The sequence below is a fragment of the Pseudomonas sp. KU26590 genome, assembly GCF_026153515.1.
GTDB lineage: Bacteria > Pseudomonadota > Gammaproteobacteria > Pseudomonadales > Pseudomonadaceae > Aquipseudomonas.
This window is the reverse complement of the sequence record NZ_CP110644.1, coordinates 3,613,983-3,638,918: the sequence shown is the minus strand read 5'-3', so window position 1 is coordinate 3,638,918 and position 24,936 is coordinate 3,613,983. Positions and strand designations below refer to the sequence as shown.

The 24,936-nt window shown below is 60.9% G+C and carries 22 protein-coding genes and 1 pseudogene; 16 read left to right on the top strand and 7 right to left on the bottom strand.

Annotated features, from left to right (window positions below; translation table 11 throughout):
* The first annotated feature begins 69 nt into the window (after window positions 1-69).
* Window positions 70-1,425 carry an MATE family efflux transporter gene (locus tag OKW98_RS15890; protein WP_265385617.1) on the top strand — a complete coding sequence of 452 codons (1,356 nt, stop codon included), beginning with the start codon at window positions 70-72 and terminating at the stop codon, window positions 1,423-1,425.
* A gap of 56 nt (window positions 1,426-1,481) precedes the next feature.
* On the top strand, window positions 1,482-2,132 hold the full coding sequence (locus tag OKW98_RS15885; RefSeq protein WP_265385616.1) for a TetR/AcrR family transcriptional regulator: 651 nt from the start codon (window positions 1,482-1,484) through the stop codon (window positions 2,130-2,132).
* 63 nt (window positions 2,133-2,195) lie between these two features.
* Here OKW98_RS15885 and OKW98_RS15880 read toward each other — a convergent pair whose 3' ends face one another.
* Both OKW98_RS15880 and OKW98_RS15875 read right to left on the bottom strand, forming a co-directional pair.
* Window positions 2,196-4,889: a beta-glucosidase family protein gene (locus OKW98_RS15880; RefSeq protein ID WP_265389747.1), complete on the bottom strand. Its 2,694-nt coding sequence runs from the start codon at window positions 4,887-4,889 to the stop codon at window positions 2,196-2,198.
* Window positions 4,890-4,945: 56 nt separating this feature from the next.
* The gene (locus OKW98_RS15875) at window positions 4,946-5,185 is read right to left on the bottom strand and encodes a hypothetical protein (protein ID WP_265385615.1); all 240 of its coding nucleotides are present in this window, start codon (window positions 5,183-5,185) and stop codon (window positions 4,946-4,948) included.
* Window positions 5,186-5,957: 772 nt separating this feature from the next.
* Here OKW98_RS15875 and OKW98_RS15870 point away from each other — a divergent pair.
* Window positions 5,958-8,339: a membrane-bound PQQ-dependent dehydrogenase, glucose/quinate/shikimate family gene (locus OKW98_RS15870; RefSeq protein ID WP_265385614.1), complete on the top strand. Its 2,382-nt coding sequence runs from the start codon at window positions 5,958-5,960 to the stop codon at window positions 8,337-8,339.
* Window positions 8,340-8,778: 439 nt separating this feature from the next.
* Here OKW98_RS15870 and OKW98_RS15865 read toward each other — a convergent pair whose 3' ends face one another.
* From OKW98_RS15865 to OKW98_RS15855, 3 genes are all read right to left on the bottom strand, one after another.
* Window positions 8,779-9,021, bottom strand: coding sequence for a hypothetical protein (locus OKW98_RS15865; RefSeq protein WP_265385613.1), 243 nt, complete (start codon window positions 9,019-9,021; stop codon window positions 8,779-8,781).
* 246 nt (window positions 9,022-9,267) lie between these two features.
* Window positions 9,268-9,846, bottom strand: coding sequence for a nucleotidyltransferase family protein (locus OKW98_RS15860; RefSeq protein ID WP_265385612.1), 579 nt, complete (start codon window positions 9,844-9,846; stop codon window positions 9,268-9,270).
* Between the two features lie 55 nt (window positions 9,847-9,901).
* The gene (locus OKW98_RS15855) at window positions 9,902-10,636 is read right to left on the bottom strand and encodes an HAD family hydrolase (RefSeq protein ID WP_265385611.1); all 735 of its coding nucleotides are present in this window, start codon (window positions 10,634-10,636) and stop codon (window positions 9,902-9,904) included.
* 130 nt (window positions 10,637-10,766) lie between these two features.
* Here OKW98_RS15855 and OKW98_RS15850 point away from each other — a divergent pair, with 130 nt between their 5' ends.
* The 4 genes and pseudogenes from OKW98_RS15850 to OKW98_RS15835 all read left to right on the top strand — a co-directional run bounded on the left by OKW98_RS15850 (window position 10,767) and on the right by OKW98_RS15835 (window position 14,436).
* Window positions 10,767-11,294, top strand: coding sequence for an AAA family ATPase (locus OKW98_RS15850; protein WP_265385610.1), 528 nt, complete (start codon window positions 10,767-10,769; stop codon window positions 11,292-11,294).
* Between the two features lie 204 nt (window positions 11,295-11,498).
* Window positions 11,499-11,947: pseudogene (locus tag OKW98_RS15845) on the top strand (cupin domain-containing protein).
* 199 nt (window positions 11,948-12,146) lie between these two features.
* On the top strand, window positions 12,147-13,052 hold the full coding sequence (locus OKW98_RS15840; RefSeq protein WP_265385609.1) for a LysR family transcriptional regulator: 906 nt from the start codon (window positions 12,147-12,149) through the stop codon (window positions 13,050-13,052).
* 190 nt (window positions 13,053-13,242) lie between these two features.
* Window positions 13,243-14,436 carry an MFS transporter gene (locus OKW98_RS15835; protein ID WP_322114150.1) on the top strand — a complete coding sequence of 398 codons (1,194 nt, stop codon included), beginning with the start codon at window positions 13,243-13,245 and terminating at the stop codon, window positions 14,434-14,436.
* A gap of 113 nt (window positions 14,437-14,549) precedes the next feature.
* Here OKW98_RS15835 and OKW98_RS15830 read toward each other — a convergent pair whose 3' ends face one another.
* Window positions 14,550-14,942, bottom strand: a complete 393-nt coding sequence (locus OKW98_RS15830) for a hypothetical protein (RefSeq protein ID WP_265385608.1) — start codon at window positions 14,940-14,942, stop codon at window positions 14,550-14,552.
* A gap of 180 nt (window positions 14,943-15,122) precedes the next feature.
* On the bottom strand, window positions 15,123-15,647 hold the full coding sequence (locus OKW98_RS15825) for a cyclophilin-like fold protein (RefSeq protein WP_265385607.1): 525 nt from the start codon (window positions 15,645-15,647) through the stop codon (window positions 15,123-15,125).
* 575 nt (window positions 15,648-16,222) lie between these two features.
* Here OKW98_RS15825 and OKW98_RS15820 point away from each other — a divergent pair.
* The 9 genes from OKW98_RS15820 to OKW98_RS15780 all read left to right on the top strand — a co-directional run bounded on the left by OKW98_RS15820 (window position 16,223) and on the right by OKW98_RS15780 (window position 24,900).
* Entirely contained in the window at window positions 16,223-17,437 is a 1,215-nt protein-coding gene (locus OKW98_RS15820; protein WP_322114149.1) for a methyl-accepting chemotaxis protein, read from the top strand.
* Between the two features lie 9 nt (window positions 17,438-17,446).
* Window positions 17,447-17,815, top strand: a complete 369-nt coding sequence (locus OKW98_RS15815; protein ID WP_065990830.1) for a response regulator — start codon at window positions 17,447-17,449, stop codon at window positions 17,813-17,815.
* 23 nt (window positions 17,816-17,838) lie between these two features.
* A complete protein-coding gene (locus OKW98_RS15810) occupies window positions 17,839-18,126 on the top strand; it encodes an STAS domain-containing protein (RefSeq protein ID WP_265385606.1) in 288 nt (95 codons plus the stop codon).
* Between the two features lie 67 nt (window positions 18,127-18,193).
* Window positions 18,194-20,245: a chemotaxis protein CheA gene (locus OKW98_RS15805; RefSeq protein WP_265385605.1), complete on the top strand. Its 2,052-nt coding sequence runs from the start codon at window positions 18,194-18,196 to the stop codon at window positions 20,243-20,245.
* Between the two features lie 29 nt (window positions 20,246-20,274).
* The gene (locus tag OKW98_RS15800) at window positions 20,275-21,933 is read left to right on the top strand and encodes a methyl-accepting chemotaxis protein (protein WP_265385604.1); all 1,659 of its coding nucleotides are present in this window, start codon (window positions 20,275-20,277) and stop codon (window positions 21,931-21,933) included.
* A gap of 36 nt (window positions 21,934-21,969) precedes the next feature.
* Entirely contained in the window at window positions 21,970-22,509 is a 540-nt protein-coding gene (locus tag OKW98_RS15795) for a chemotaxis protein CheW (RefSeq protein ID WP_265385603.1), read from the top strand.
* Window positions 22,510-22,518: 9 nt separating this feature from the next.
* Window positions 22,519-23,328: a CheR family methyltransferase gene (locus tag OKW98_RS15790; RefSeq protein WP_265385602.1), complete on the top strand. Its 810-nt coding sequence runs from the start codon at window positions 22,519-22,521 to the stop codon at window positions 23,326-23,328.
* Window positions 23,325-23,858, top strand: coding sequence for a chemoreceptor glutamine deamidase CheD (cheD, locus tag OKW98_RS15785; protein ID WP_265385601.1), 534 nt, complete (start codon window positions 23,325-23,327; stop codon window positions 23,856-23,858). Before OKW98_RS15790 ends, cheD begins: the two co-directional genes overlap by 4 nt.
* Entirely contained in the window at window positions 23,821-24,900 is a 1,080-nt protein-coding gene (locus OKW98_RS15780; RefSeq protein WP_265385600.1) for a protein-glutamate methylesterase/protein-glutamine glutaminase, read from the top strand. Before cheD ends, OKW98_RS15780 begins: the two co-directional genes overlap by 38 nt.
* Window positions 24,901-24,936: the final 36 nt, after the last annotated feature.

The following is a 24,936-nucleotide window of genomic DNA, read 5'->3' as shown; positions in this document are numbered from 1 at the left end:
CCCGGCAGCGCCGCTTCCATCCCTCACACCCGCTGCCGCACCCGGCCACTGTTTATTTCTGGAGTGTTCATGACTCACCCGCGCGCTGTTTTCACCGAAGGCTCGGTGGCCCGGCACGTCATGGTGATGTCGAGCACCAGCGCGCTGAGCCTGCTTGCGGTGTTTTTGGTGGACATCTTCACGCTGCTCTACGTCTCTATGCTCCATGATCCGATACTGCTCGCCGCGACGGGCGTGGCGAAAGTGCTGATCTTCCTGAACAGCGCCGTCTCCAGCGGGCTGATCATCGCCGCCGCAACGGTGCTGTCCGAGCGGATCGGTCATCGCGCGTCGAAGGCGTCATCGCGGCTGGTCACCCACTTGATGTTGATGGTGGTGATCGCATCGGGGGCAGCGGCGGCGTTGCAACTGGCGCTGCTGGTGCCGCTCACCCGTTGGCTCGGCGCGGACGCCAGTACCTACGAAGCCGCGCGGATTTTTATCTGGCTGACCCTGCCGTTCAGCGTGCTGCAGTCGGCCATGCAGATGTCGGCGCAGATCCTGCGCACCGCCGGCGACAGCCGCCGCGCCCTGTGCGTCGTACTGTCGGGTGCGGCGACCCTGGCGCTGGCCGATCCGCTGTTCATTTTCGGTTTTGGCCTCGGCCTTGAGGGCGCGGGGATTTCCTATGCGCTGTCGGCGCTGGTGTCCCTCGGGCTTGGCATCTACTGGCTGCGGGCGCGACTGGCGATGCCGTTCTCTGTCCGCTGGCGACTGCTGCGCCTGCACACGCGCAAGGTCATGCAGGTCGGCTTGCCGGCGATGGTCGGCAATCTGGCCACGCCCGTTGGCCTGACCTATCTGGTCTCGTCAATCGGCGCCTATGGCACGTCGGCGCTGGCGGCCATGTCGGTGATGGACCGCGTCATGCAGTTGGCTTACTGCGTATTCTTTTCCCTGCCCAGTGCGCTCGCGCCGGTGCTGGGGCAAAACATCGGCGCCCATCGCCACGCTCGCGTCGCCTCGGCTATCGTTTTCAGCCGCAAGCTGGTGATTGTCTATGGCCTGTTGGTCTGGGCCGTGCTGCTGGTGGTGGCGACGCCGCTGGCCGACACCTATGAGCTGGAAGGCAGCGGGCGGGCGATCTTCCTTGCGTTCTGCCATGTCGGTGGCGGGCTGTGGGCGCTGATCGGGCTGGATTTTGTCGCCATCTCGATGTTCGTCACCCTGGGCCGGCCGTGGCTGGTGGCACTGTTCGCCTGGCTGCGGGCCACCCTGGGCACAGTGCCGTTCGTACTCGGCGGGATTCATCTGTTCGGCGCGGCCGGTGCGTTCCCGGCCATGCTCACCGGTAACGCATTGATTGCCGTGACTTCGATTACAATCGCGTCCCTGACGGCCAGGCGGTTTTTCCAGCGCCGGGACGACGCCCAGGCTGCGGCGTGAGCAGGCCATCGCCGTGCCCCGTTCAGGCTTTATCCGAATCAACGAGACAAGGTGTTATGACAGACGACGAATCAGGGAATGACTCGCCCGAGGTGGCCTCGCCGAAACGGCGTCGTGCGCCCAAGGGGGAAATGCGTCGTGCCGCCTTGCTTGATGCGGCAACGGTGATCTTTGCCCGCAACGGTTACTCCAGTGCGTCGATGAAGGATGTTGCCCAGCTCGCCGGCATCACAACCGTCGGCCTGCTGCATCACTTTCCGAACAAGGAAGCCCTGCTCAATGCGCTGCTGGAGCGGCGGGATCAGCGGGTGGTGTCGCGGTTCAGTGAACTGACCATGGAGATGACGCTGGAGGGGTTCATCAAATTCGTGCGGATGAGCATGAGCTTCAGCGTGCAGGACGCTGCCGAATGCCAGGCGGCGATGGTGCTCAATACGGAAAGTCTGTCCGAGGCGCATCCGGCCTTCGACTGGTACAAAACACGCTTTCATATCACCCACGAACATGCACGGGGGCATCTTCAGGCATTGATCGAGGCGGGGGAGGTGCGGCCGGACATCGACGTGAAGGCACTCGCTCAGGAGATGTTTTCGGTCATGGACGGGGTGCAGATCCAGTGGCTCAGGGCCCCGGAAGATGTCGACGTGATGGCCGTATTCGACGGCTATCTGCGCCGCTTGAAAAGCGACCTTCAAACTCGTCCCTGAGCTTGAAGTGTCGCCTGCAACGCCTGCTTAGGTTCCAATCAGCAAACTGACCGGATTACCCACTCAGTAGGTTTGCGACGCGCTGACCTGCACTGCCTTGCGCAGTGGCAGCGGCAGCGGGTTGCTGTCGCGGGTGGTCAGGTGCTCCGGGAACAGCGTGATCAAGGTGCGATCCAGCGGCAGGTCTTCGGAATCAGGCCCTACGAGGATCTTGAACTTGCCGGCGTCGACATCCCAGCTGTCCGTTTTCTCGACGTAATACGCCAGGGAGCGCGAATCGATCGGGATGCTCACGGTCTTGCTTTCGCCCGGTTGCAGGTAAACCTTGGTGAAGCCCTTCAGCTCTTTCTCGGGACGGTCGACCGCCGGGTTGTTCGGGTGGACGTACAGCTGCGCCACTTCGAAGCCCGCTTTGTCACCGGTGTTGGTCACTGTGAAGGTGACATCGACAGTGCTGCCCGGTGCCATGACGTTGGTCGACAGTTTCAGATCGCTGTAACCAAACGTGGTGTAGGACAGGCCGTAACCGAACGGATACAGCGGCTTGGCGTGCTTCTTGTCATAACCGCGATAACCCATGTACAGGCCTTCGCTGTAGGTCATCTCAGTCAGCGCATTGTCGCCACGGTAGGCAGCCGGATCCGGGTACGACGCGTAGCTCGGGTTGTCCTCGATCTTCTTGTCGACAGTGATCGGCAGCTTGCCAGACGGGTTGACCTTGCCGAACAGAATTTCGGCCAGGGCCTGGCCACCTTGCTGCCCCGGGAACCAGGCTTGCAGCGATGCGCCGACCTTGTTTGCCCACGGTTGCATGTCCGCCACACCGCCGCCGTGCATGACCACGATGGTGTTGGGGTTGGCTTTGGTGACGAAGCTGATCAGCTCTGCTTGCTGGTCAGGCAGTTCGAAGCCGTGGTCCGCACCTTCACCTTCGTGCTCATAGTTGGAGCCCGTGGCAATGACGACCGCGTCGTATTTGGACAGGTCCTTCGGTGGACGCAGCGCGGCCCAGCTCATCTGCACGCCGGTGATGCCACCCAGTGCCGGGATGAAGTTGCCCTGAACGCGTTGGTATTCAAGCTTCACGGTGTAGGGCTTGCCGGCCACCAGTGCGGCGGTTTTGCCCGACGTGGTCAACGCGTTGACCACGTCCGCCGCATACGGCTTGCCGTCGCTCTGCAAGACCAGCTCATCGTTGACCCAGAGTTTGTACGGGCCGTCCGCGCGGACCTTGAACACTTGTGCGCCAGAGACGGTCGGCTTGATGGTCGCCGTGTAGCGTGCCGAGAACGCACCGGGCGTCGGGCTGAAGCCAGACACTGCGGTGGTGCCGGCGTTGGTTTCGTTGGTGCCGGTGGTCCAGTTGAGGTTCACGCCGGGTTCAACGCGGGTCACCACCGGGCTTCCGGAGAAGCTGGTGTTGGAGAAGTACTCTGCCTTCACGCCGGCGTTGTTCACGTTGTTGCTGCCAACGGCCGGCTGATACCAGGCCGAGGCCTTTGGGTTCAGGCTCAGCTCGGGCAGGTAGGTGACGTTGGTGCTGCTGGAGGCCAATTGCTGCAGACCGCTCAGCTCGGTGACGTAGCTGTTGGGGGGCGAGTTCGCGGTGCCGAACGGCGATGCCGGCGCCTGATAGGCCCAGTCACCGATGACTGCGATCTTGGCATCGCGCGCCAGAGGCAGCAGCGGCTTGCCGGCCGAGGTGTTCTCGTTGCGCAGCAGCACGATCGACTCACGCGCCGTGTTCAGCGAAGCGCGCTGGCCGTACTCGGGGTGGTCCAGGGTCTTGGCGGTGTTGAGGTTTTCCTGGAAGTCATAGCTGACGATCGCGCGCAGGTTGCGTTTGACCTTGTCGTCGATGACGTTCTGGCTCAACTGGCCGCTCCACACATACGGCATCAGGTTGGCTTCGGTGAATTGCAGGCCCGACGGCATGTCGATGTCGGTGCCGGCCCATGCTCCTTTGAACGCGTTGTGAATCGCGTTGAAGTCACTGATCACGATGCCCTGATAGCCCCATTCACCCTTGAGCACTTCAGTGATCAAGTGATGGTTTTCACAGGCGTAATCGCCATTGATCTTGTTGAAGCCGCACATGATCGACGCGACGTTGGCGTTCTTCACCATCGACTCGAAGCCCGGCAGGTAAAGCTCGCGCAGGGTGCGCTCGTCGACCACGACGTTCAGCCCCTGACGGTTGGCTTCCTGCTCGTTAGCCAGGTAGTGCTTGCCGCTGGCCTGGATGCCTTGCGCCTGAATGCCGTTGACCACAGCCGGAGCCAGTACGGCGCCGATGAATGGGTCTTCGCCGCTGGCGTATTCCGCCGAGCGCCCGTTATACGGCGTGCGGTACAGGTTGACGCCTGGGGAGAGCATTTGCTGGCCGCCGGAGATCCGCGTCTCGTACGCAATCGCGAGGCCGAATTCCTTGGCGCGGTTGATGCTCCAGGTCGCCGCGAGCGCCGACTGGGATGGGTACTGCGCACCGAATGTGGCGTTGTTGACGTGCACGCCCATGGAGGAGTCGTAGGCAGTGGTGCCCTTGATGCCCCACTTGAGCAGCGACGGGATCATGTGGCCGTCGTCGACGCGGGTGAAGTTGATCTTTTCGGACTGATTCATGTTGTCGAGGATCGAACTGACCCGTGCTTCCACGGCGTTGCCGGTGGCGGGCGTGACGGCCGCCAGTGCCAGGTTGGCTTGCAGCACGCCAAGGGACAGCAGGCTCAAGGCCAGAGTGTGTTTGAAAGCTGACATCGGGAAGGCGCTCACTGATCGCTGACGAAGGTCGGACGGCGGGGTGCGTGGGTCGGTCATGGCTTCTGCACCAGAGCGGGCGCATCACCGGTGTCGACCGGCGCATCAAGCACGGCGGAGGAAGTCTGGGTGGTCTTCACGGCTACCTTGTCGACGCCGGAAAGCTGGTCGCGCTGTTTTTCAACCTGCGCGCGCACTGCTTCGGTCGCGTTTGACGTTTGAGTGTTTGTGGAGTCCGCCGCGACAGCAGCAAAACTGCAGGCGCCGAACAGCACGACGCTGAAAACAGACAGCATGGGTCTAGTCATCGATTGTTTCTCGATTGATGAGGTGTGGAAATTAAATGAACGCGCAAACCCGACCTGTAGAAACAGGACGAACGTTAAGTCCGGGGAATCTACTGATTAGTTCAGCGTTTGCAAGACTATTTTTTAATTAGACGAGCGGTGATGGAAAAGGCGGGTTTGGCAGGGGGTTGAAGCAGCCGGCAGCGCTGATCGTCAAACAGATACTTACGATTATCCGCAATATATCACCCCTATAATCCATTAAATCGGAGGAATATTGCCTGTAAGCCCTGCTTTGCTCGGTTAATATTGCGATGTGGAAAACCTAATTGCTATTAGGTTTAGCTTGCTGGTAAGCTCTTTCAGCGCTGAGTAATCCTCGACAAATCAGACGACTGCATAGCCGCCTTAGTTGCCGATGCACACTCGCCAGCTTTGGCGGTTAATAGCTTTTTCCTCTCGATTAATATCTTTTGCTCTAGCGCCACACGTTTAAGTTAACCCGATTGAAAGCTGCTGCAGGAATACGTCGCGGCCAATTACGCGTGGGCGTCATTAATAGTGCGCCCATTCATTACGATGACCGTCAGCCTATGCAGTTGTTGAAGGGTTCGACGCACCACAAGCCCTGCGCTTGACGTCTACCAAGGTGTTACAAAGTTTTCCGGGTCGTTGGGTGTGGGCGTTAACATGGGCGAGCACGCTTGCGAACGGGTCGCTCGACACGCCCGCCCACTTCCCACACGGGCGCCATCACCGGCCCCAACACGGAAAACCAACAATGATCTTGAGAGTGACTGGGGCGGTGATGGCGATCTTCGCCATTGCCCTGCTGTACATGGGTGCGCAACTGGTGGCCGTCGGGGGTTCGGCGGCGTACTCGATTATCGCCCTCGCAGTATTGGCCTCGGCGGTGCTGCTGATGCTGAAAAAGCAATCGGCGCTGACGGTGTATGCGCTGCTGATGTGGGGGATTCTGATCTGGATCGTCTACGAGGTCGGCTTCGACAAATGGCAGTGGATTCCGCGCGGCGACCTGTTCGCGCTGTTGGGTCTGTGGCTGGCGCTGCCGTGGGTGGTGCGCCCGTTGTACAAGGCGCAGAACCCGGGCGACACCCGCCGCTTCCACCCGTTTCTGGGTGGCACCGTCGGCGTGATGGTTCTGATCGTCCTGGCGGTGATGTTTTACGACCCGTACCCGGTGGCCGGCAAGATCGACACCCCCCTGGCGAAGCGCAACACGGGCGAAGCCGGTAATGATTGGGTTGCCTATGGCGGCACCAACGACGGCCAGCGTTTCTCCAGCCTCGACCAGATCAATGCGGGCAACGTGAAGAAGCTCTCGGTGGCGTGGGAATACCACACCGGCGATCTGCGCGATGCCGCAAAAGACGCCGGCGAGTACACCTTCGAAGCCACACCGCTGAAGGTCAACAACCGGGTATACGTCTGCACCGCACACAACGAAGTGCACGCGTTGAACCCTGAAACCGGCAAGCTGGACTGGAAATGGGCGCCGGAGAAGAACCGCTCGTACCTGCAGCAGCATCAGACCTGCCGTGGCGTCAGCTACTACGCGCCTGCGACAACCGCCGCCGATGCAACGCCAGCCGTTACAGCAGTCCAGTGCGCTAAACGCATCATCACCGCCACGACTGACGCGAAGCTGGTAGCCCTCGACGCCGACACCGGCAAACTCTGCAGCGATTTCGGCAACAACGGCGTGGTCGATCTCAGCGCCAACATGGGCGAGATCCGTCCCCACGCGCTGATGCAGACGGCCGCGCCGCTGATCGCCGGTGATCGGGTGATCGTGGGCGGTTCGGTGATGGACAACGGCTACAACGACGGCAACCCGTCGGGTGTGATCCGCGCCTACAACGCCGTGACCGGCAAACTGGTGTGGAATTTCGACCCCGCTAACCCGGAGATGACCCAGCCCGTCGCTTCTGACCAGACCTATCCGCAGGACACACCGGTGGCGTGGGGCACCCTGAGCGCCGACATGAAAAACGGCCTGGTGTTTGTGCCGTTCGGCAACGCCTCGCCAGACGAACTCGGCATCAACCGCGACCCGAACAGCAACACGGAAAAATTCCGTGACACGCTGGTGGCGCTGGACTTGAACACCGGTGCATTCAAATGGAAATTCCAGTCCTCGAACAATGACCTCTGGGACCGCGATAACCCGTCGCAGCCGACCCTGATGAGCGTGGGCAAGGAGGGCAGCAAGCAACCGGCGCTGATCCTGCCGACCAAAGTGGGCAACATCTTCGTGCTCAACCGACTGACCGGCGAGCCGATCGTCCCGGTCGATCAGGTCAAGGTGTCGACCCAGGGCGGCGTGCCGGGCGAGCATTTTGCGCCGACGCAGCCGGTGTCGAAGATCAACTTCATCCCGGAACCGCTGAGCGAGAAATCCATGTGGGGCCTGACGCCGTTTGATCAGATGTCATGCCGCACGACCTACAACACGCTGCGCTACGACGGCAACCCGTGGACGCCGAGCACCGAGCAGGGTTCGTTGATCTTCCCGGGCAACATCGGGGCGTTCAACTGGGGCTCAGTGGCGGTTGATCCGGATCGGCAGATCCTCATCGCCGCGCCGGTGCGTCTGGCCTACACCTACCACCTGATCAAGCGCACCCCGGAAACCGCCGAGAAGCGGTTGTTCACCCAGGATGGCACGGCGTACTGGAACGAGAACTTCAAGGGCGACTACGCCATTCGGATCAAGCAGTTCGCTTCGGCACTGGGCGTGCCGTGCATTGCGCCGCCTTGGGGCCGCATGGTCGGCGTTGACCTGACCACCGGCAAAACCGAGTGGATGCGCCGCACCGGCACCACCCAAAACCTCAAGACCAGCTTCCTGCCGGGCCGCTTCCCGATTGGCTTCCCGATGGGCATGGTCGCCCACGGCGGTCCGCTGGTGACGGCGGGCGGCGTGGTGTTCCATGGCGCCACGGCGGACAACTTCATCCGCGCGTACGACATCAACACCGGTGACGTGCTCTGGGAGAAGGAGCTGCCGGCGGGCGGTCAGGCGATACCTTCGACCTACATGGGCAGCGACGGCAAGCAGTACGTCGTCATCTCCGCCGGCGGGCACGGCTCACTCGGCACCACGTTGGGCGACAGCGTGATCGCGTTCCGTCTGGACTGATGGGCTGAACGTATGACCAAGGCCGTGACGCAGTGGTGCGTCACGGTTTTTTTTTGCGGACATTAACCGCAAGCCCTCGGCGCACGTACATTCCGTAGGAGCGTGGCTTGTCCCGCGATCGGCCGGGGACCGGTCGTGAAACCTTTGCACGCGATTCGCCTGGCGGAATGCGGCGCCTTTACTGCTGCCGCTGCGCGCCAGATCGCGGGACAAGCCACGCTCCTACAGGGGATGTCGCCACATCGGGAAGGGTCGGCTTAACCAATGGATGGGCAGTTTTGGCTGCGCCGCGGTCTGCCCCCAAAACACCGTGCTGCGAATCACGTCTGGCAGCGCCGGATTTGTTGGTGGAAATCACCGTGGTAGCCGCGGGCTGAATCCGCTGGCGCTGTGAATCAACTGCGCCGGTCCGGGTTTATCCCCGGCCCGGCGTTGTCGCTCAAGGGCGAACAGCCGCTTCGGCGGAGTTGTTCACCAAGTGGTTTTGGGTCGTGCGTCGCTGCTGCGTGATCAGCACTTGCGGCACCGATGAACAGTGGTATTTGATGCCCCGTCGGGTTGGCATCAGGGCCACGCTCTCCATGCACTCCGCCTTGGTTGAATACGCCGTCGGCTGGCTCTCGTCCAGACATCCTTCCGCACCGGAACACATAGTCATTACAACCACAAAGATGCTCTTCATTGCTCTCATTCCTTTTTGGCAAATCACGGCGCGGGACAGCGGGTGTGCGGCGATTTTGAGGGCAGGTGCTGGCAGAAGGCAATGCGGTGGAAGTGCGTTTCGTCGGGAATATGACGCTTTTGGGTTTTCGATGGATTAGAGGGTAAACTTGTAGTCGGTAAATTGACGTCACGTTTTTTAAAGAGGGCCGATTTGCGTAAGTCTGGCGTCACGTAAGCGCGCTGGCGTGGGGCTTTTGAAACCTACTTAGATATCGCAATCGGGCTCGGGCTCAACAACGCGCAACCAGTGCCAGCGTGCCTGATAGCTCTGCGCCTTTTTGCGAAACAACTCGGGCTGCGGGAAGTTTGGGTTCATGCGCAAAAGCCCTTGTTCCAGTTCCTCCAATCCGTGGGGCGCGTAGAGCTCGCCAGTGTCGAGGTGCAAGCCGACGCAGGTCGAGCAGATGAGGAAGCGGTCGATGCCGTCTTTCGCGGCGTGAAGGGCAGGGTAGTCATTGCCAAACCGCTCTGCGAACCACAGGTGCACGCGCGCCTGGTTACGCAGCTCGACCTTGACGTCCAGATCCTGAAAAAGCGTCTGTGCAGCAACAATGGCGCGGTTCTCCGCCTCCCATGAAAGGTCCTCGTCGAAATAGAACACGTCGTAATCATTCACGCCCCAGCCCGCCGGACGATCAGATAGCCGATTCCAGACCGCCTGGAACAGGCAGCCCGCCGTGAGCATGGTTTGGTTGAGTCCCAAGGATGGCAGTCGCTCGACAAGTTGAGCGTTAACCGGGTTGGACAAGGCCAGATCGATGAGGGCGGAGGCGGTCAGTGTCATTCCTGGTTCCTGGGTGGCGAAGCATCGGTATCGCGCCTTGCTCAATAAAAACCGATCAGAACGGGCCTGCGCTGGTGAATTTACCGCCGCTGTTTGTGCGGTCAAGCAGCGGCAGAACATCCCCCAGTGCATCCACGCTGAAGACGGGCGCAGTTTCCGAGTGCGGCCAGGGGTGAAACCCGCTTAACCACACTGCTTTCATGCCAGCTGATTCAGCGCCTTTGATGTCGTTGATCGGATGATCGCCCACATACATGCATTCGCCTGGGTCAAGCTTCAGCAATTGAGCTGCCTTCAAAAAAATGCGCGGATCAGGCTTTCGCCAGCCTGTCGCCTCCGAACTCACCAGCTGCTTGACGTGTTGTGCAAAGGGCAGGCGGGCGACTGTGCGCTGGCGTGATCGCTGGGTGCCATTGGAAATGATAGCGACGGTGATGTCTTGTTCAAGCAGCGCTTCGATCAGTATCCCGGCGCCCGGCATCTCGATGGTTTGCGCCGGGAAATGCTCGACCCAGTGCGCAGCCAGCTCCGGCACGTCCACCGACAGCCGCCATTGCAGACGTTCACCCAGCGCTGTCGCAACAGCCGTTCTGATGTTGGGATAAGGGCTGTCCGTTGGAAGATAACCGCCGTTGTCCTGAGCGGCTATCAGGTCAGCGATGAGAGCGAAATCATGGGTGCCGAGGTGGGAAGCGTACTCGCGCACAAACACTTCAGCGTAGGCTTCGATGCTTTGCCGACGGTGGACCAGCGTGTTGTCGAGGTCGAACAAAACGGCTCGGATCTGCATGGATGGGTCAACTCAACATGTCGTATTCAAAAGATCTGATTTATTGGATCTTGAACACCACCGGCGGCGTTGGCATCCCTCATATGAATAAATTAGCCTGCTTTATCAGTGCATCCTAAGGGAGTCTCAAATGCTCATCGTTTTCAGTGGTCTGCCCGGTACCGGGAAGACGACCATCGCCAAGGGTCTGGCCGCGACGCTGGGTGCCGTTTATGTGCGCATCGATACGATTGAACAAGCCCTTCGTGATTCGGCGGATTTTGCGCGGGATGTGGGCCGCACGGGTTATCTGATCGCCCACGAGTTGGCGGCCAGCAACCTTGGTTTGGGCGGCACGGTGGTTGTCGACTGTGTGAATCCCGTGGTGGAAAGCCGCAGAGCGTGGAGCGCCATATCCTCTCGCTCTGGCGCGCCATTGGTGAATATTCAGGTCATCTGTTCCGACATGACGGAGCATCGAAGCAGGGTGGAGACCAGGCAGGTCGATATCTCGGGGCTGACGCCTCCCACTTGGCAATCCGTTATGAACCATGACTATGAGCCTTGGGACACAGAACCCTTCACCGTCGACACCGCGCTCAATTCCCCGGCACAGGCATTAGCGGCGATTGCCGACTACTTGAAACGGTCTGATTTATTCACCACTGGCCAGGGCTAACGGCGCTGTCGTGGCGTTGAACACCTTCGCCGTGGTCAGCATTTCGGGAAAGTGGTGATCAGTCTGAATTCATGAGCATCGCTCAGTGCTGTTAGTCACGGGGCCCTGTAGTACATCACTACCGCGTGAATTAGGTTGATGAGGAAATCTAATCCACCCATGAGCTCGCCCATGCACCCAGTTGCAGCAATCTCGACGCTGGCGATGATGCTGATGCTCGCCAACGCTCAGGCGGACGACAGCACACCCGCCATGACGCTCGTCCCGAACGGCTCGCAATCCTCGATCCTCGGGAGCACGGCGATGTTCGTCGGCACGGTGCGCATCGATCCCTTGGTCTCTGCCCATGAGCCGTCCCGGGTCTCGGCGGCCTATGTCTCGTTCGAGCCGGGGGCGCGTTCCGCCTGGCACACGCATCCGTTGGGGCAAACGCTGGTCATTACCGCAGGCACGGCCGGGTGCAGCAGCAAGGCAGGGAGAAACAGGTGATTCGTCCGGGGGACGTGATCTGGACGCCGCCCGGCGTCAAGCATTGGCACGGGGCCACGGCCCGGACAGGCATGACCCACATGGCGATCCAGGAATCCCTCGATGGGAAGAATGTGGAGTGGATGGAGCCCGTTTCCGATGTGCAGTACAAGGCGACCCGATGATCCTTGTGTTTGCCAGCAGGTCTAGTAGGGCCTGAGCACGTGGCTTAGACCTCTGTACTGCTGAGCCACCCTCAGTTCACTAATGACCTACGCTCATCTAAGGCCTGCGGCGAACCCGGATATACTCCGCGCAACGCGCGTATTCGGGTTGATGGGTCCATCCGTTGCCGCTTCGAGACAACCCTTGCGTAGGTAGATGATGCAGCTCACCCGTGCCAACCTCGCCGATTTTATGTACTTCCTGGCCGTCGCCCGGCATTTGAGTTTCAGCCGTGCGGGATTGGAAGTCGGCATCAGTCCTTCGGCCCTCAGCCATGCGATCAAGGCGCTGGAAGCCAGGCTTGGCGTGCGCTTGCTGAACCGGACCACCCGCAATGTGACGTTGACCGCTGCCGGTCAGGAGTTGCTGGCGTCGATTCGTGAGCCCATCGACCGCATCGACCAGGCGATGGAAGTGCTCAACCGTTACCGGGACGAGCCCACGGGTAGGATCAAGCTGAATGTGTTCAGCGACGCCGCCCTGTTGCTGCTGGCGCCCGTACTGCCGCTGTTCGGTGAGCGTTACCCGAACATCGAAGTGGATATTTCGATCTCCAACAGCATGGTCGATGTGGTGGAAGGCGGCTTCGACGCCGGCATGCGCTTTGGCGCGACGGTGCCTGAAGGAATGATCGCCCACCGTCTGTCCCCGGACGTGCGCTGGGTGGTCGCCGGCACACCCGACTACCTGCGCAAATGGGGCACCCCCGTTCACCCTGAGGACCTGAAGCAACACCGCTGCCTGAAGTTCAAGGTCGGCACCGGCAAAATATTCGATTGGGAATTCGAGAAAGAGGGCGTGCAACTCGCGATCCCGGTGTTCGGTGGCGTGATTCTCGACGAGACGCGAATGGCGATTGCATTGGCCTGCGCGGGCAGTGGACTGATTTACGCCGCTGAACCGATCCTTGCGCCTTACGTGAAAAGTGGTTCCCTTGAATTGGTGCTTGAGGACTGGGCGTCCGTGAGTCCGGGGTTCCACATTTACTACTCCAGCTATCGCCAACAACCGCTAGGGCTGCGTCTGCTGATCGACATGATCCGGGACATCGCGCCGTTAGGGTGACCACGACGGCGAGGCCCCTTGTTTCTCTTCATTAGTGAGCATTGCTCATGACCGCATCACACGTACCCCGATAGGCGAGGGCTGACGTCGCCTGTACCGTGACGCCACTCAATCCATCAAAACCGGCCCCTGTCGCACATCACCCTGGCGTGAGGCGATGGCATGGGCCGGACACGTGTCGAGGGTATGAATGCGTACTGCTGAGCGACAAAGAGCCGAGCCTGAAATCTCCAGGCCTGATCGAGGTGTGTGGAGCGCCGTGGGTGCGATGGCCATGTGCGTGTCCATGCTGATCTCCTCCGAGTTCATGCCGGTCAGTCTGCTGACACCGATTGCCTCCGACCTCGGGGCGACCCAGGGGATGGCCGGCCAGGCAATCTCGATTTCGGGCTTGTTTGCCGTCGTCACCAGCCTGTTCATGTCCGTCATCGCCGGGCGCATTGATCGTCGATACGTGTTGATCGGCTTGACCACTCTGATGCTGGCCTCGTTGATCCTGATTGCCGAGGCGCCGAGCTTCCTGGTCCTGATGATTGCGCGCGCCGTGCTGGGGATCGCCATCGGCGGGTTCTGGGCACTGTCCACGGCGACGGTCATGCGGCTCGTGCCTTCCGACACCGTGCCCAAAGCCCTCGGCATCATTTTCACGGGCAACGCCATCGCCACGGCATTTGCTGCGCCCATCGGCAGCTACCTGGGCGGCATCATCGGCTGGAGAGGCGTGTTCTGGGGACTGGTGCCGCTGGTGCTGATCAACCTGCTGTGGCAATGGATCAGCCTTCCGTCCATGCCGCCCAAGTCGGCGGGCTCGGTCCGTCAATTGTTTGCGCTGCTGCGTCGTCGCCACGTGGCGTTCGGCATGATGGCTGTGATGTTGACCTTCGCCGGGGCGTTCTCGGCCTTCACCTACTTTCGACCCTTCCTTGAAACCTACACGCAGGCGACGACCCCGCAGCTGTCGCTGTTTCTGTTGGGGCTCGGTGTCGCAGGTTTTGCCGGCACCTATGCGGGGACGGCGCTGGTCAATGAGCGGATGTATGCGCTGTTGCGCTGGCTGCCCTTGCTGTTGGCGGCGGTGACGCTGTTGATGCTGCTGTTCGGCCACCTCAAGCCTGGGGTCGCGGTGGCAATGATCTCCTGGGGCGGGCTGAACGCCGCGATTCCCGTGGCCTGGTCAACCTGGCTCAGCAAAAGCGTCAGTGACGACCCGGAAAGCGGCGGGGGCTTGCTGGTCGCAGCGATTCAGCTGTCGATCATGGTCGGTGGCGCCCTGGGCGGCCTGCTGCTGGATCACGTCTCCATTGCCGCGACGTTCATGGGCGCTGCCGCATTGCTGGTGCTGGGGGCGTTGATCGTCGGGAATGGCAGTCGCTTGCGCGGCTAAGCCGGTTTTAAGCGCTTGCGCCCTCGCAGGCAGTGCCTCATGGGTGGCATCCAGACATCCGCTGGATGACACCCTCGATTCGGTTTGCAATGCGTAAAGGACTGATTGGCTGATTAAAGGCAAGGCACCTTGCCGGCTTGAGCCACCGCAACGCCACGACTGTCCATCAGCGACACCTTGACCTCGGCGTCTGCTCGGCTCTGTACCAATGTATAGCGCTGATCGGCCGCGAAGTTGGCGTAATCAAGCGTCGCCGTGCAACGACGATGGCTATTCTGATAACCGATCATCACAATCCCCAGTTCCATCGAATGCTTGCCCGGTGAAACAATGAAGTGATTCAAACTGTTGGCCTGATTGCCGTCGAGACGTCTTGCGATCATGTCATCTCCCGCGTGGGCCTCGATATCGACGATGGACTTTCCAGGTTCAGGGCGTGTTGTTCCAGTGGCACAGCCGCCGAGCACCGAGACCGTCATCAAGGCGGCAAGTGTCTGTAGTTTCATGGGTTACCTGTTAACTAAGAGTGTTAAGTATTTAAAGCAAACCCCTGTTCGTCAGCGACGGCTGAACATGACGACAGGCGCCGCCATATTCAAATCGCAACGTGGGTGGATTCGTTATAAACGCGTTATTCGCATCTCGGCCGTCATGACGCGCTGACGTTGGGGATAAGTGATCGGAGGTTATTGTTTCGAAAAACTGATGCGTGCTGCATCGCTGCCAAATACGCGGGCCAGTTCGGCAGGGTCGTCGATGCGGCCCAGCCGAGTGTAGGAATACGGCGAGGTGAAAGTGACGTAGAACGCGACGAGGGTGCGTGCCCCGTACAACATCAGGTCGCCGCTGTGGATCGTGCCGGGGCGAATCGGATTCGTCGGCAGCGATGTCGGCAGTTCAGCGTGTTTCTCGTTTTGATTCAGGTCAGGCATATCGATGGAGAGGGGGAGAAGGGCGGCAAACTCCCGTGCTGCCTGCGTATCAGCCAGGGTAATCGCGAAGCGCTTGTCGCGAACAGTCATCCAGATACGGGATTGTGCCTGCTGCACGATGGCTGAGGTGGCTGCCGGGGCAGGGCCCACGTTATTCGCAGGCGAAGCATTGCTTTCGCTCAACGCTGTCAGGCTGAAAAGAAGTCCAAAGGCCCGCGTCAGCCCCCTTGCGCCCCCGACATGAGCTTGAGTGAACAGGGCGAATCGGTTGTCGCGCATGCTGTGGGGCACCTTATGCAGGGAGATGATTCAGGGGCAAGTTAATCAGGGATGAGGGAATCAAGTGGTCAGCGATATCATCTATTTCGCCTCCCACCCAAGTGGGATGCCTGATGTCACAACACTCTACGCCCGGGTAAGTGGCTGAACTAGGCGGAGCTCCAACATGCTTCTGTGAACAAACCTCACCAATGCCGGAAAGTTGGTGGGCAGAGCGCTGCCGTTTTCCCTGGAAGACCCTTTCAATCGCCAGTTCTTTATATAAGTGTTAATCGGGATGTTGATGATGGTCGCTCTCTGACGAGCCCTGATCCCATCATCCTGCCAATGCGCTAGCAGGAGGGGTCAGGCAGTTTCCGCATCACACCGCACCAAAAAAGTCCCCGGTTTTGCAGTGCGGCATCACCGGGAATCGCCTGGTCGTGGCCGGCGGCAAGGGCAGGGCAGGCATCCTCGGCGGTCACGCGACAGTCATAAACCAGACGGAAGGCAGAGGGGGTGACTCAAGTTGCGACCCACTGGGCAGATAACGGTAATGTCAGTTACATGCGCAGCATTGTTCAAGGATCGAACCCATGACCCAGCGTCAATCCATCCGCATCCCCCTTTCCGCTCAACCGCGCTTTCTCTGGTTCGCTTTCATTCCGGTCGTGCCTGCCGTTGCATGGATACTCGTCCAGGCAACCTCTCTCCCTAACCTCATTGCGTGCGCGGCACTGATGCTGACCGGCCTCGGCGCAGGCGCCTGGAGTGCTGTTTCCCGGCGTGACGCGGTGCTGCGAGCCATTGCGCTGGAGCAAGGGGATCAGTCAGCGGCGCACGCGGCCAGCAACAGCATGACCTCGCAGGTACAACTCAATGAGGTATTGCTGGGAGCGATGCCCATCTGGGCTCGGCAAGTGGAAAGCTCTCGGCATCAGACAGAAGAAGCGATTGTGAATCTGACCAATCGTTTTATCGGGATTGCCGCGCGATTGCAGGAAACGGTTCAGGCTTCCCAGCGCGCTGCCGGCGAACTGGACGGGCAAACCGCCGACGGAGCGCTTGAAGTGCTGTCCCTCAGCGAAAGCGATTTAAGCCAGGTGATCAATTCGCTCAAAGCCGCGCAAACCAGCCGCGACCAGACCCTGGCCCAGGTGCGCGGCCTCACCGCTTATACCGGCGAACTGCGCACCATGGCCGCTGACGTGGCGGCGATTGCCGCGCAGACCAACCTGCTGGCACTCAACGCGGCCATTGAAGCGGCCCGTGCAGGTGAAGCCGGTCGCGGCTTCGCCGTCGTGGCCGACGCGGTGCGCAGTTTGTCGAGCAAATCCAGCGAAACCGGCCAGCAGATGTCGGCCAAGGTCGACATCATCAATAACGGCATCACGCAATTGGTGCACGCCGCCTCCAGCAGCGCCGACCAAGACAGCCAATCGGTGGCCGCGTCAGAAAACAGCATCCAAGTCGTGCTCGAGCGTTTTCATAACATCACTGGGCGCCTGGCCGAATCCGCGGACCTGCTCAAGCAGGAAAGCCGTGGCATTGGTGACGAGATGACGGAGGTGCTGGTCGACCTGCAATTCCAGGACCGTGTGAGCCAGATCCTCAGCCATGTGCGAGACAACATGGACGACTTGCATGGCCACCTGCTCCAGGCCAGCGAGGCCCCGGACCAGGCGACGTCCATCGATGCCCACCAGTGGCTGGCGCGCATGGACGCCACCTATGCCACTGACGAGCAGCGGCGCACCCATCGTGGAGAGACGCCTGTGCAGCAGAACTCTCAAGACATCACCTTCTTTTAGGAGCTCATCATGGCGAAGAATGTATTAGTGGTCGACGACTCCAGCAGCGTGCGGCAAGTGGTAGGCATTGCTTTGAAAAGCGCCGGTTACGACGTGATCGAGGCGTGCGATGGCAAGGATGCGCTGGGCAAGCTCACCGGGCAGAAAGTGCACCTGATCATCAGCGACGTGAACATGCCAAACATGGATGGCATCACCTTCGTCAAGGAGGTCAAGAAACTGGCCAGCTACAAGTTCACCCCGATCATCATGCTGACCACCGAGTCCCAGGAGTCGAAGAAGGCCGAGGGCCAGGCGGCGGGTGCCAAGGCGTGGGTGGTCAAGCCGTTTCAGCCCGCGCAAATGCTGGCAGCGGTGTCGAAACTGATCCTGCCCTGAATCCTTGCGCGAGGGAGGCTGCGATGCCGATCACCATCGAAACACTCGACGACAGCACCTGCGTCAGCATTGACGCAGAGCTCACGATCTACACCGTCGCCGATCTGGCGGCCGCCCTGTTGCCGCAGATGGGTGGCGCGCCACGTCTGATGCTAGACCTCTCGCAGGTCACAGAAATGGATGGCGCGGGGCTGCAGTTGCTCGCGGTCATCCAGCGTGAAGCCGACAACGCTGGTACAGCGCTGAGCGTTACCGGCCAGAGCGTGGCGGTCACGCAGGCCCTTGAGCTGTGTCGCAAAGCGGGCCCATAGCCAGCCACCGCCACGCCAGCCCCAACCACGTTCATTGCACGTTCATTGATAGACAAGGAAGGTCCAGGTGAGCATCAATCTCGACCAGGCATTGCAGACATTCATTGTCGAGGCGCACGAACTGTTGCAGGTCATGGAGCAATCCCTGCTGCAACTGGAAACCGAGCCTGCCGACCAGGATGCCATCGGCGCGATCTTTCGTGCCGCGCACACCATCAAGGGTTCCGCCGGCCTGTTTGGCCTGAACCCCGTCGTCAGCTTCACGCACATTGTCGAGGACGTACTCGACCGCCTGCGCGACGGCAGTGTGGGCGTAGATGCCACGCTGATCGCGGTGCTGCTCAAGTGCGGCGATCATATGCTGGAGTTGATCAACGTCGTCGCCAGTCGTGGCGAGACGCTCCAGCCTGCAGCCCTGGAACGTGAAGCGGGGTTGCGCGAGGCGCTCAGTCGCTATCAGGCGCCGGCCCATCTGAACGACACCTCCGCTCAAAGCACACACACCGCTGCTGGCTGTGCAGACACGTCCGCCGAGGTGCTCTGGCATATCTCCCTGCGTTTCGGTGTGGACGTGTTTCGCAATGGCATGGACCCGCTGTCGTTTCTGCGCTACCTGGAGACCTTGGGGCAGATAACGCAGGTCACCACTCTGAGCGATCGTATTCCGGCACTGGACAGCTGGGACCCTGAAAGTTGCTACCTGGGTTTCGAGATCGACCTGCGCTCGACGGCCAGCCACGCCACCCTCAACGAAGTATTCGACTTTGTGCGTGACGACTGTGACGTGCGCATCGAGGCCATCGACGAAGCTTCCGACAGTGCTGTGTCCACTGGAAGCGAGTTGGTTGCCCAGGCGGAGCAGGGCCCATTGACGGCTTCGGTGCAGCGGCTACCGGCGGCCAGTGAGCCGAAAACCCGCGACGGCAACTACGTGCGCGTCAATGCGGACAAGCTCGACGAGCTGATTAACCTGGTCGGCGAACTCGTCATAGCGAGCGCCGGCGCAAGCCTGTTGGCCCGCTCCTGTCAAAACGACCCGCTGCAGGAGGCGACATCGACGGTATCGGGACTGGTGGAGGAGATCCTGGATGGCGCCCTGCACCTGCGCATGGTCCCCATCGGCGACACGTTTAACCGCTTCCGCCGCGTGGTGCGCGACATCAGCCAGGAGCTGGGCAAGGACATCGAGCTGACCATCAGCGGTGCAGAAACCGAGCTGGACAAGACCGTCGTCGAGAAAATCGGCGACCCACTGATGCACCTGCTGCGCAACGCCATGGACCACGGTATCGAAAGCGCCGATGCCCGGCGCGCTGCGGGCAAGCCGGGGAAGGGCCATCTGAGCCTCAATGCCTACCACGACTCGGGCAGCATCGTCATCGAAATCGCCGACGACGGCAACGGACTCAACCGCGAACGGATCCTGGAAAAGGCTCAGGAGCGCGGCCTGGTCGCCAGCGGTGCGGTGCTCTCCGATCAGGAGATCTACAACCTGATCTTCGAACCGGGTTTCTCTACCGCCGAGGCGGTGACCAATCTGTCAGGCCGCGGTGTCGGGATGGACGTGGTCAAGCGCAATATCACGCTGCTGCGCGGCACTGTCGATCTGGACAGTCGCCCGGGCGAGGGCACCGTGGTGCGCATTCGGTTGCCGCTGACCCTGGCGATCATCAACGGGTTTCTGGTCGGCATCGATACATCCACCTACGTGATCCCGCTGGACATGGTCCAGGAATGCATCGAACTGGACGAGCACCAGCGCCAGTCGAGCCGTGACAAGGGCTACCTGGACTTGCGCGGCGAGGTGTTGCCGCTGGTGGACCTGCGCGAGCACTTCAGCCACGAAGGCAGCGCCGGCCGACGCCAGAACGTGGTGGTGGTGCGCTACGCCGAGCACAAGGCCGGGTTGGTCGTCGACGACCTGCTCGGTGAGTTCCAGACCGTGATCAAACCGTTGGGCAAGTTGTTTGGCGCACTGCGCGGCATCAGCGGCTCCACCATTTTGGGCAGTGGCGCGGTGGCCCTGATCCTCGACATACCCGCATTGCTCAACCAAATCGTACAACTGGAAGCCCGCACGGCCCAGGCGCCTTATTCGCCAACCGTCGTCGCCCGCTGACGTATTTGCAACACCCTGGAGGCTCCACGATGAAATGGTTCTACGATCTTAAAATTTCCACCAAGTTGATCAGCTCATTCCTGGTCGTGCTGGCCCTCACTGCCGCGATGGGCGTCTTCGCCATTCTCCAGCTCGGGGCTGTCAACCAGGCTGCGCAGGACATCCGGGGTAACTGGATGCCCTCCATGCGGGCAGCGGCAGGCATGCGCTTTTTTGCCGCCAACTATCGCTTGAAAGAGAACCGCTACATCAGCACCGATATCGCCGAAGAAAAGGCCCAGGCCGGGCGTGAAGCCGTCGAAGCCCGCCAACAGTTCGAAACCCGCATGGGCACCTATGAGCAGTTGCTGTCGAACGAGGAAGATCGTCAGCTTCTCGCGGGTGCAAAAAGCGCATGGGCGTCCTACCTGGCAACTAGCAGTCAAGTGCTCGAGCTTTCCCGGCAGAATCAGGAGGACCAGGCGCGCAGCCTGCTCAGGGGTGAGTCCAAGGTGCGTTTCGAAGACTTGACCAACCGCCTGCAGAAAATGGTCGAGCTCAATGACGCCGGCGCGACGGCTGCCGGTGACAAGGGCTCGGCGCTGTACGAAAACGCTCGTTTAGCGATCATAGCGGCGCTGGTCGCTGCGTTGTTGATCGGGCTGGGCTTGGCCTTATTCATCGCGCGGATCATTTCGCGTCCTCTGAGACAAGCCGCCACAGCCGCCGAGCAATTGGCCGAAGGCAACCTCAGTGCACCTATCGCACCGGGTACGAAAGATGAAACCGGCATGGTGCTCAACGCCATGCGCAACATGGTCGGCAAGCTGGGACACATCATCGGCGAGGTGCGCAACGCCGCTGACAACCTGGCGAGCGCCTCCGAGCAGGTCAGCGCCACTGCGCAATCGATGAGCCAGGCCACCAGTGAACAGGCCGCCAGCGTCGAGGAAACCAGTGCCTCGATCGAGCAGATGAGCGCCAGCATCAACCAGAACACCGAAAACGCCAAAGTCACCGATGGCATGGCCAGCAAAGCCGCCAAGGAAGCCACCGAGGGCGGCGATTCGGTCCAGCAGACCGTCGTGGCGATGAAGAAAATCGCCCAGCGCATCAGCATCATTGATGACATCGCTTACCAGACCAACCTGCTGGCCCTCAACGCAGCCATCGAGGCCGCTCGGGCCGGTGAGCATGGCAAGGGTTTCGCGGTGGTAGCGGCTGAGGTGCGCAAACTGGCCGAACGCAGCCAGGTGGCCGCCCAGGAAATCGGCGAGCTGTCTTCCAGCAGCGTGGACATGGCCGAGAAGGCCGGCAAGTTGCTCGGCGAGATGGTGCCGTCCATTAACAAGACCAGCGACCTTGTACAGGAAATCAGCGCTGCATCCGAGGAACAGGCCGCCGGTGTCGCGCAGATCAACACGGCCATGACTCAGCTCAACCAGGTGACCCAGCAGAATGCGTCGAGCAGCGAAGAGTTGGCGGCCACCGCCGAAGAAATGAGCAGCCAGGCCGAACAGCTGCAACAGGCCATGAGTTTCTTCGTGCTGGATTCGACGCCAAGGCCCGCCGCTCAAAGCAGCAACGTGGACAACGCCGGCAGTAAGCCGGGCCATCAGCCGCCACGGGTGAAACCGCAGCCGCCGCGCAAAGCGTTCGCGTACAGCATGGCCGGTGCCCCGGACGAATCGGAATTCACCCGCTTCTGATCACAAGCATCGATGCGGGCCTACAGGGAGAACGACATGGGCGCAGTGACGACCACTCGGCATACCGCAGTTGCGGTGGATGAGGACGCGCAATATCTGACCTTCATGCTCGGCGGCGAAATGTTCGCCATCGGCATTCTGGGGATCAAGGAAATTATTGAATACGGCAGCCTGACCGTGGTGCCCATGATGCCCGCCTTTGTGCGCGGGGTGATCAACCTGCGCGGCGCGGTGGTCCCGGTGGTCGACCTGTCGGCGCGCTTCGGGCGAGCCAACTCGGCGATCACCCGGCGCTCCTGCGTCATCATCATTGAGGCGAGCACCGAGGAGGGGCAGGCGCAGGACATCGGTTTGCTGGTCGACACTGTGTCTGCGGTGCAGGAGATTCCGGCCGCGCAGATCGAGCCACCGCCCAGTTTCGGCGCGCGGATTCGATCGGATTTCATTGACGGCATGGCCAAGGTCGATGGCAAGTTCGTGATTGTGCTGGATGTGGACAACGTGATGTCCATCGATGAGATGTCCAGCCTTGCCGAAGCCGGTCAGGCGCCGGCCCTTGATCTCGACCCGCGTTGAGGCCCGAACATGGCAGACACCGCTACCATCGATGATCGTGAGTTCGGTCAGTTCCAGAGCTGGCTGTACCGCGCGGCCGGCATCAACCTGTCACCCGCCAAGAAAGCGCTGGTGGCAGGGCGCCTGTTCAAGCGCCTCAAGCATTACGAGCTGCAGAGCTATGGCGAGTACTTCAAGCTGATCATGAAGGACGAACGCAAGGGCGAGCTGCAAGTTGCTCTGGATTTGCTGACCACCAACGAGACCTATTTCTTCCGCGAACCCAAGCACTTCGACTTCCTGCGCCAGCAGGTGCTGCCCAAGGCTGCGCCGGGCAAGGTGTTTCGGGTGTGGAGCGCGGCCAGCTCCTCGGGCGAAGAACCCTACAGCCTGGCGATGACCCTGGCCGAGGGCCTGGGCACCACGCCTTGGGAAGTGGTCGGCTCGGACATCAGTACCCAAGTACTGGCCAAGGCCCGCAGCGGCCATTACGCCATGGGTCGCGCCGAGACGCTGCCCCAACCGCTGCTGGTCAAGTATTGCCTGAAAGGCATCGGGCGCCAGGAGGGCACCTTCCTGATCGACAAGGCATTGCGCAGCCGCGTCAATTTTGTCCAGGTCAACCTCAACGAAGCGCTGCCCGCCCTCGGTGAGTTCGACGTGATATTCCTGCGCAATGTGATGATTTATTTCGACCAGCCAACCAAGACCCAGGTCGTCGCACGGATGCTGCCGCTCCTTAAGCCAGGCGGCTACTTGATCATCAGTCACTCGGAAAGCCTCAACGGTGTGAATGACACCGTGAAGCTGGTGGCGCCTTCGATTTATCGCAAGCCATGAAAATGCCTGTCGGCGCGGCCGAAGTGGTGTTGGCCCCTGGCCAGGTCTGTTTCGCGACGCGTCCGACGCGCTTGCGCACACTGCTCGGCTCCTGCGTGGCGATCACGTTCTGGCACCCGCAACGGCTGATCGGCGGCATGTGCCACTTCATGCTGCCAGGACGGCTGCGTCACGATCAGCCGCTGGACGGCCGATATGGCGATGAGGCGCTGGAGTTGCTGCTTCGACACGCCCTCATCAACGGTACTCAGGTGCAGGATTACCAGATCAAGCTGTTCGGCGGCGGCAGGATGTTTCCCGACCACCCGCGCGACCTGCGCACGCAGGACGTGGCCAGCATGAATATTCGCGCGGCGCTGGCCCTGGCCGAGCGTCACCACCTGCACCTGACGGCTCAGGACATGGGCAGCACCGGTCACCGCACGATCATGTTCGACGTGTGGAACGGCAATGTCTGGGTTCGGCACCAACCAATGGGAACACTTCAACACGATGCCTACCAAAAAAATCAGCGTACTGCTGGTCGATGACTCGGCCGTGGTGCGCCAGGTGCTAATGGCCATTCTCAGCGACACACCCGATATCCACGTCATGGGCGCGGCTTCAGACCCGATTTTCGCCATGGACAAGCTCGCCCGGGAATGGCCCGATGTGATCGTGCTGGACGTGGAAATGCCACGGATGGACGGGATCACCTTTCTCAAGAAAATCATGAGCGAGCGGCCGACGCCTGTGGTGATCTGTTCCTCGCTGACTCAAAAAGGCGCAGAAACCTCCTTGCAGGCGTTGTCGGCAGGCGCAGTGGAAATCATCACCAAACCCACGACCGGGTTAAAGAATTTCCTCATCGAATCGGCGGCCGAACTGGTGGCCGCGATACGCGCTGCCGCCAACTCCAACGTCAGAAACCTGGGAAAGCGCAGCGCCACCCCGGTTCCGCTTGCTCCGGCCGGCAAGCTCAGTGCGGATGCGATCCTGCCTGCCGCCACTGGCCACGCCATGGCACAGACCACTGAACGCATCGTCGCCATCGGCACCTCCACCGGGGGGACGCAGGCGCTGGAAGCGGTGCTCAAGGCATTGCCGAGGGTGTGCCCGGGCATTGTGATCGTGCAACACATGCCCGAGAAGTTCACGGCCTCCTTTGCCGAACGCCTCAACAGCATCTGTGCGATCGAGGTGCGCGAAGCGCGTAACAACGACCGCATTCTCCCAGGTCTGGCCTTGATCGCCCCGGGTGGCAAGCACCTGATGGTCACCCGCAGTGGCGCTTATTATCACGCCCAGGTGATCGACGGGCCGCAGGTCAACCGGCATCGGCCTTCAGTGGATGTGCTGTTTCGTTCGGTGGCCAAGTTCGCCGGCAAGAACGCCACCGGTATTATCATGACCGGCATGGGCGACGACGGCGCGCGCGGGCTCAAGGAGATGCTCGACGCCGGCGCCGCCACGGTTGCCCAGGATGAGGCCAGCTGCGTAGTCTTCGGCATGCCCAAGGAGGCCATCAAGCTCAACGCTGCCCAGCGGATCATGCCGCTGGAGCATATTCATCAGGCCATCCTCAACGGCTAGCCTGGCCGCTGACCGTCAGCGTCTGCCCAAGGATTT

Bases quoted from the DNA above. Each gene is read 5' to 3' on its own strand.
- OKW98_RS15875 (WP_265385615.1), bottom strand. From the start codon at position 5,185: ATGCTGTCTGTTTTCAGCGTCGTGCTGTTCGGCGCCTGCAGTTTTGCT.
- OKW98_RS15790 (WP_265385602.1), top strand. From the start codon at position 22,519: ATGGCAGACACCGCTACCATCGATGATCGTGAGTTCGGTCAGTTCCAG.
- OKW98_RS15815 (WP_065990830.1), top strand. From the start codon at position 17,447: ATGGCGAAGAATGTATTAGTGGTCGACGACTCCAGCAGCGTGCGGCAA.
- OKW98_RS15840 (WP_265385609.1), top strand. From the start codon at position 12,147: ATGCAGCTCACCCGTGCCAACCTCGCCGATTTTATGTACTTCCTGGCC.
- OKW98_RS15810 (WP_265385606.1), top strand. From the start codon at position 17,839: ATGCCGATCACCATCGAAACACTCGACGACAGCACCTGCGTCAGCATT.
- OKW98_RS15885 (WP_265385616.1), top strand. From the start codon at position 1,482: ATGACAGACGACGAATCAGGGAATGACTCGCCCGAGGTGGCCTCGCCG.
- OKW98_RS15830 (WP_265385608.1), bottom strand. From the start codon at position 14,942: ATGAAACTACAGACACTTGCCGCCTTGATGACGGTCTCGGTGCTCGGC.
- OKW98_RS15855 (WP_265385611.1), bottom strand. From the start codon at position 10,636: ATGCAGATCCGAGCCGTTTTGTTCGACCTCGACAACACGCTGGTCCAC.
- OKW98_RS15890 (WP_265385617.1), top strand. From the start codon at position 70: ATGACTCACCCGCGCGCTGTTTTCACCGAAGGCTCGGTGGCCCGGCAC.
- OKW98_RS15780 (WP_265385600.1), top strand. From the start codon at position 23,821: ATGCCTACCAAAAAAATCAGCGTACTGCTGGTCGATGACTCGGCCGTG.
- OKW98_RS15820 (WP_322114149.1), top strand. From the start codon at position 16,223: ATGACCCAGCGTCAATCCATCCGCATCCCCCTTTCCGCTCAACCGCGC.
- cheD (WP_265385601.1), top strand. From the start codon at position 23,325: ATGAAAATGCCTGTCGGCGCGGCCGAAGTGGTGTTGGCCCCTGGCCAG.
- OKW98_RS15850 (WP_265385610.1), top strand. From the start codon at position 10,767: ATGCTCATCGTTTTCAGTGGTCTGCCCGGTACCGGGAAGACGACCATC.
- OKW98_RS15880 (WP_265389747.1), bottom strand. From the start codon at position 4,889: ATGTCAGCTTTCAAACACACTCTGGCCTTGAGCCTGCTGTCCCTTGGC.
- OKW98_RS15825 (WP_265385607.1), bottom strand. From the start codon at position 15,647: ATGCGCGACAACCGATTCGCCCTGTTCACTCAAGCTCATGTCGGGGGC.
- OKW98_RS15800 (WP_265385604.1), top strand. From the start codon at position 20,275: ATGAAATGGTTCTACGATCTTAAAATTTCCACCAAGTTGATCAGCTCA.
- OKW98_RS15795 (WP_265385603.1), top strand. From the start codon at position 21,970: ATGGGCGCAGTGACGACCACTCGGCATACCGCAGTTGCGGTGGATGAG.
- OKW98_RS15860 (WP_265385612.1), bottom strand. From the start codon at position 9,846: ATGACACTGACCGCCTCCGCCCTCATCGATCTGGCCTTGTCCAACCCG.
- OKW98_RS15865 (WP_265385613.1), bottom strand. From the start codon at position 9,021: ATGAAGAGCATCTTTGTGGTTGTAATGACTATGTGTTCCGGTGCGGAA.
- OKW98_RS15870 (WP_265385614.1), top strand. From the start codon at position 5,958: ATGATCTTGAGAGTGACTGGGGCGGTGATGGCGATCTTCGCCATTGCC.
- OKW98_RS15835 (WP_322114150.1), top strand. From the start codon at position 13,243: ATGCGTACTGCTGAGCGACAAAGAGCCGAGCCTGAAATCTCCAGGCCT.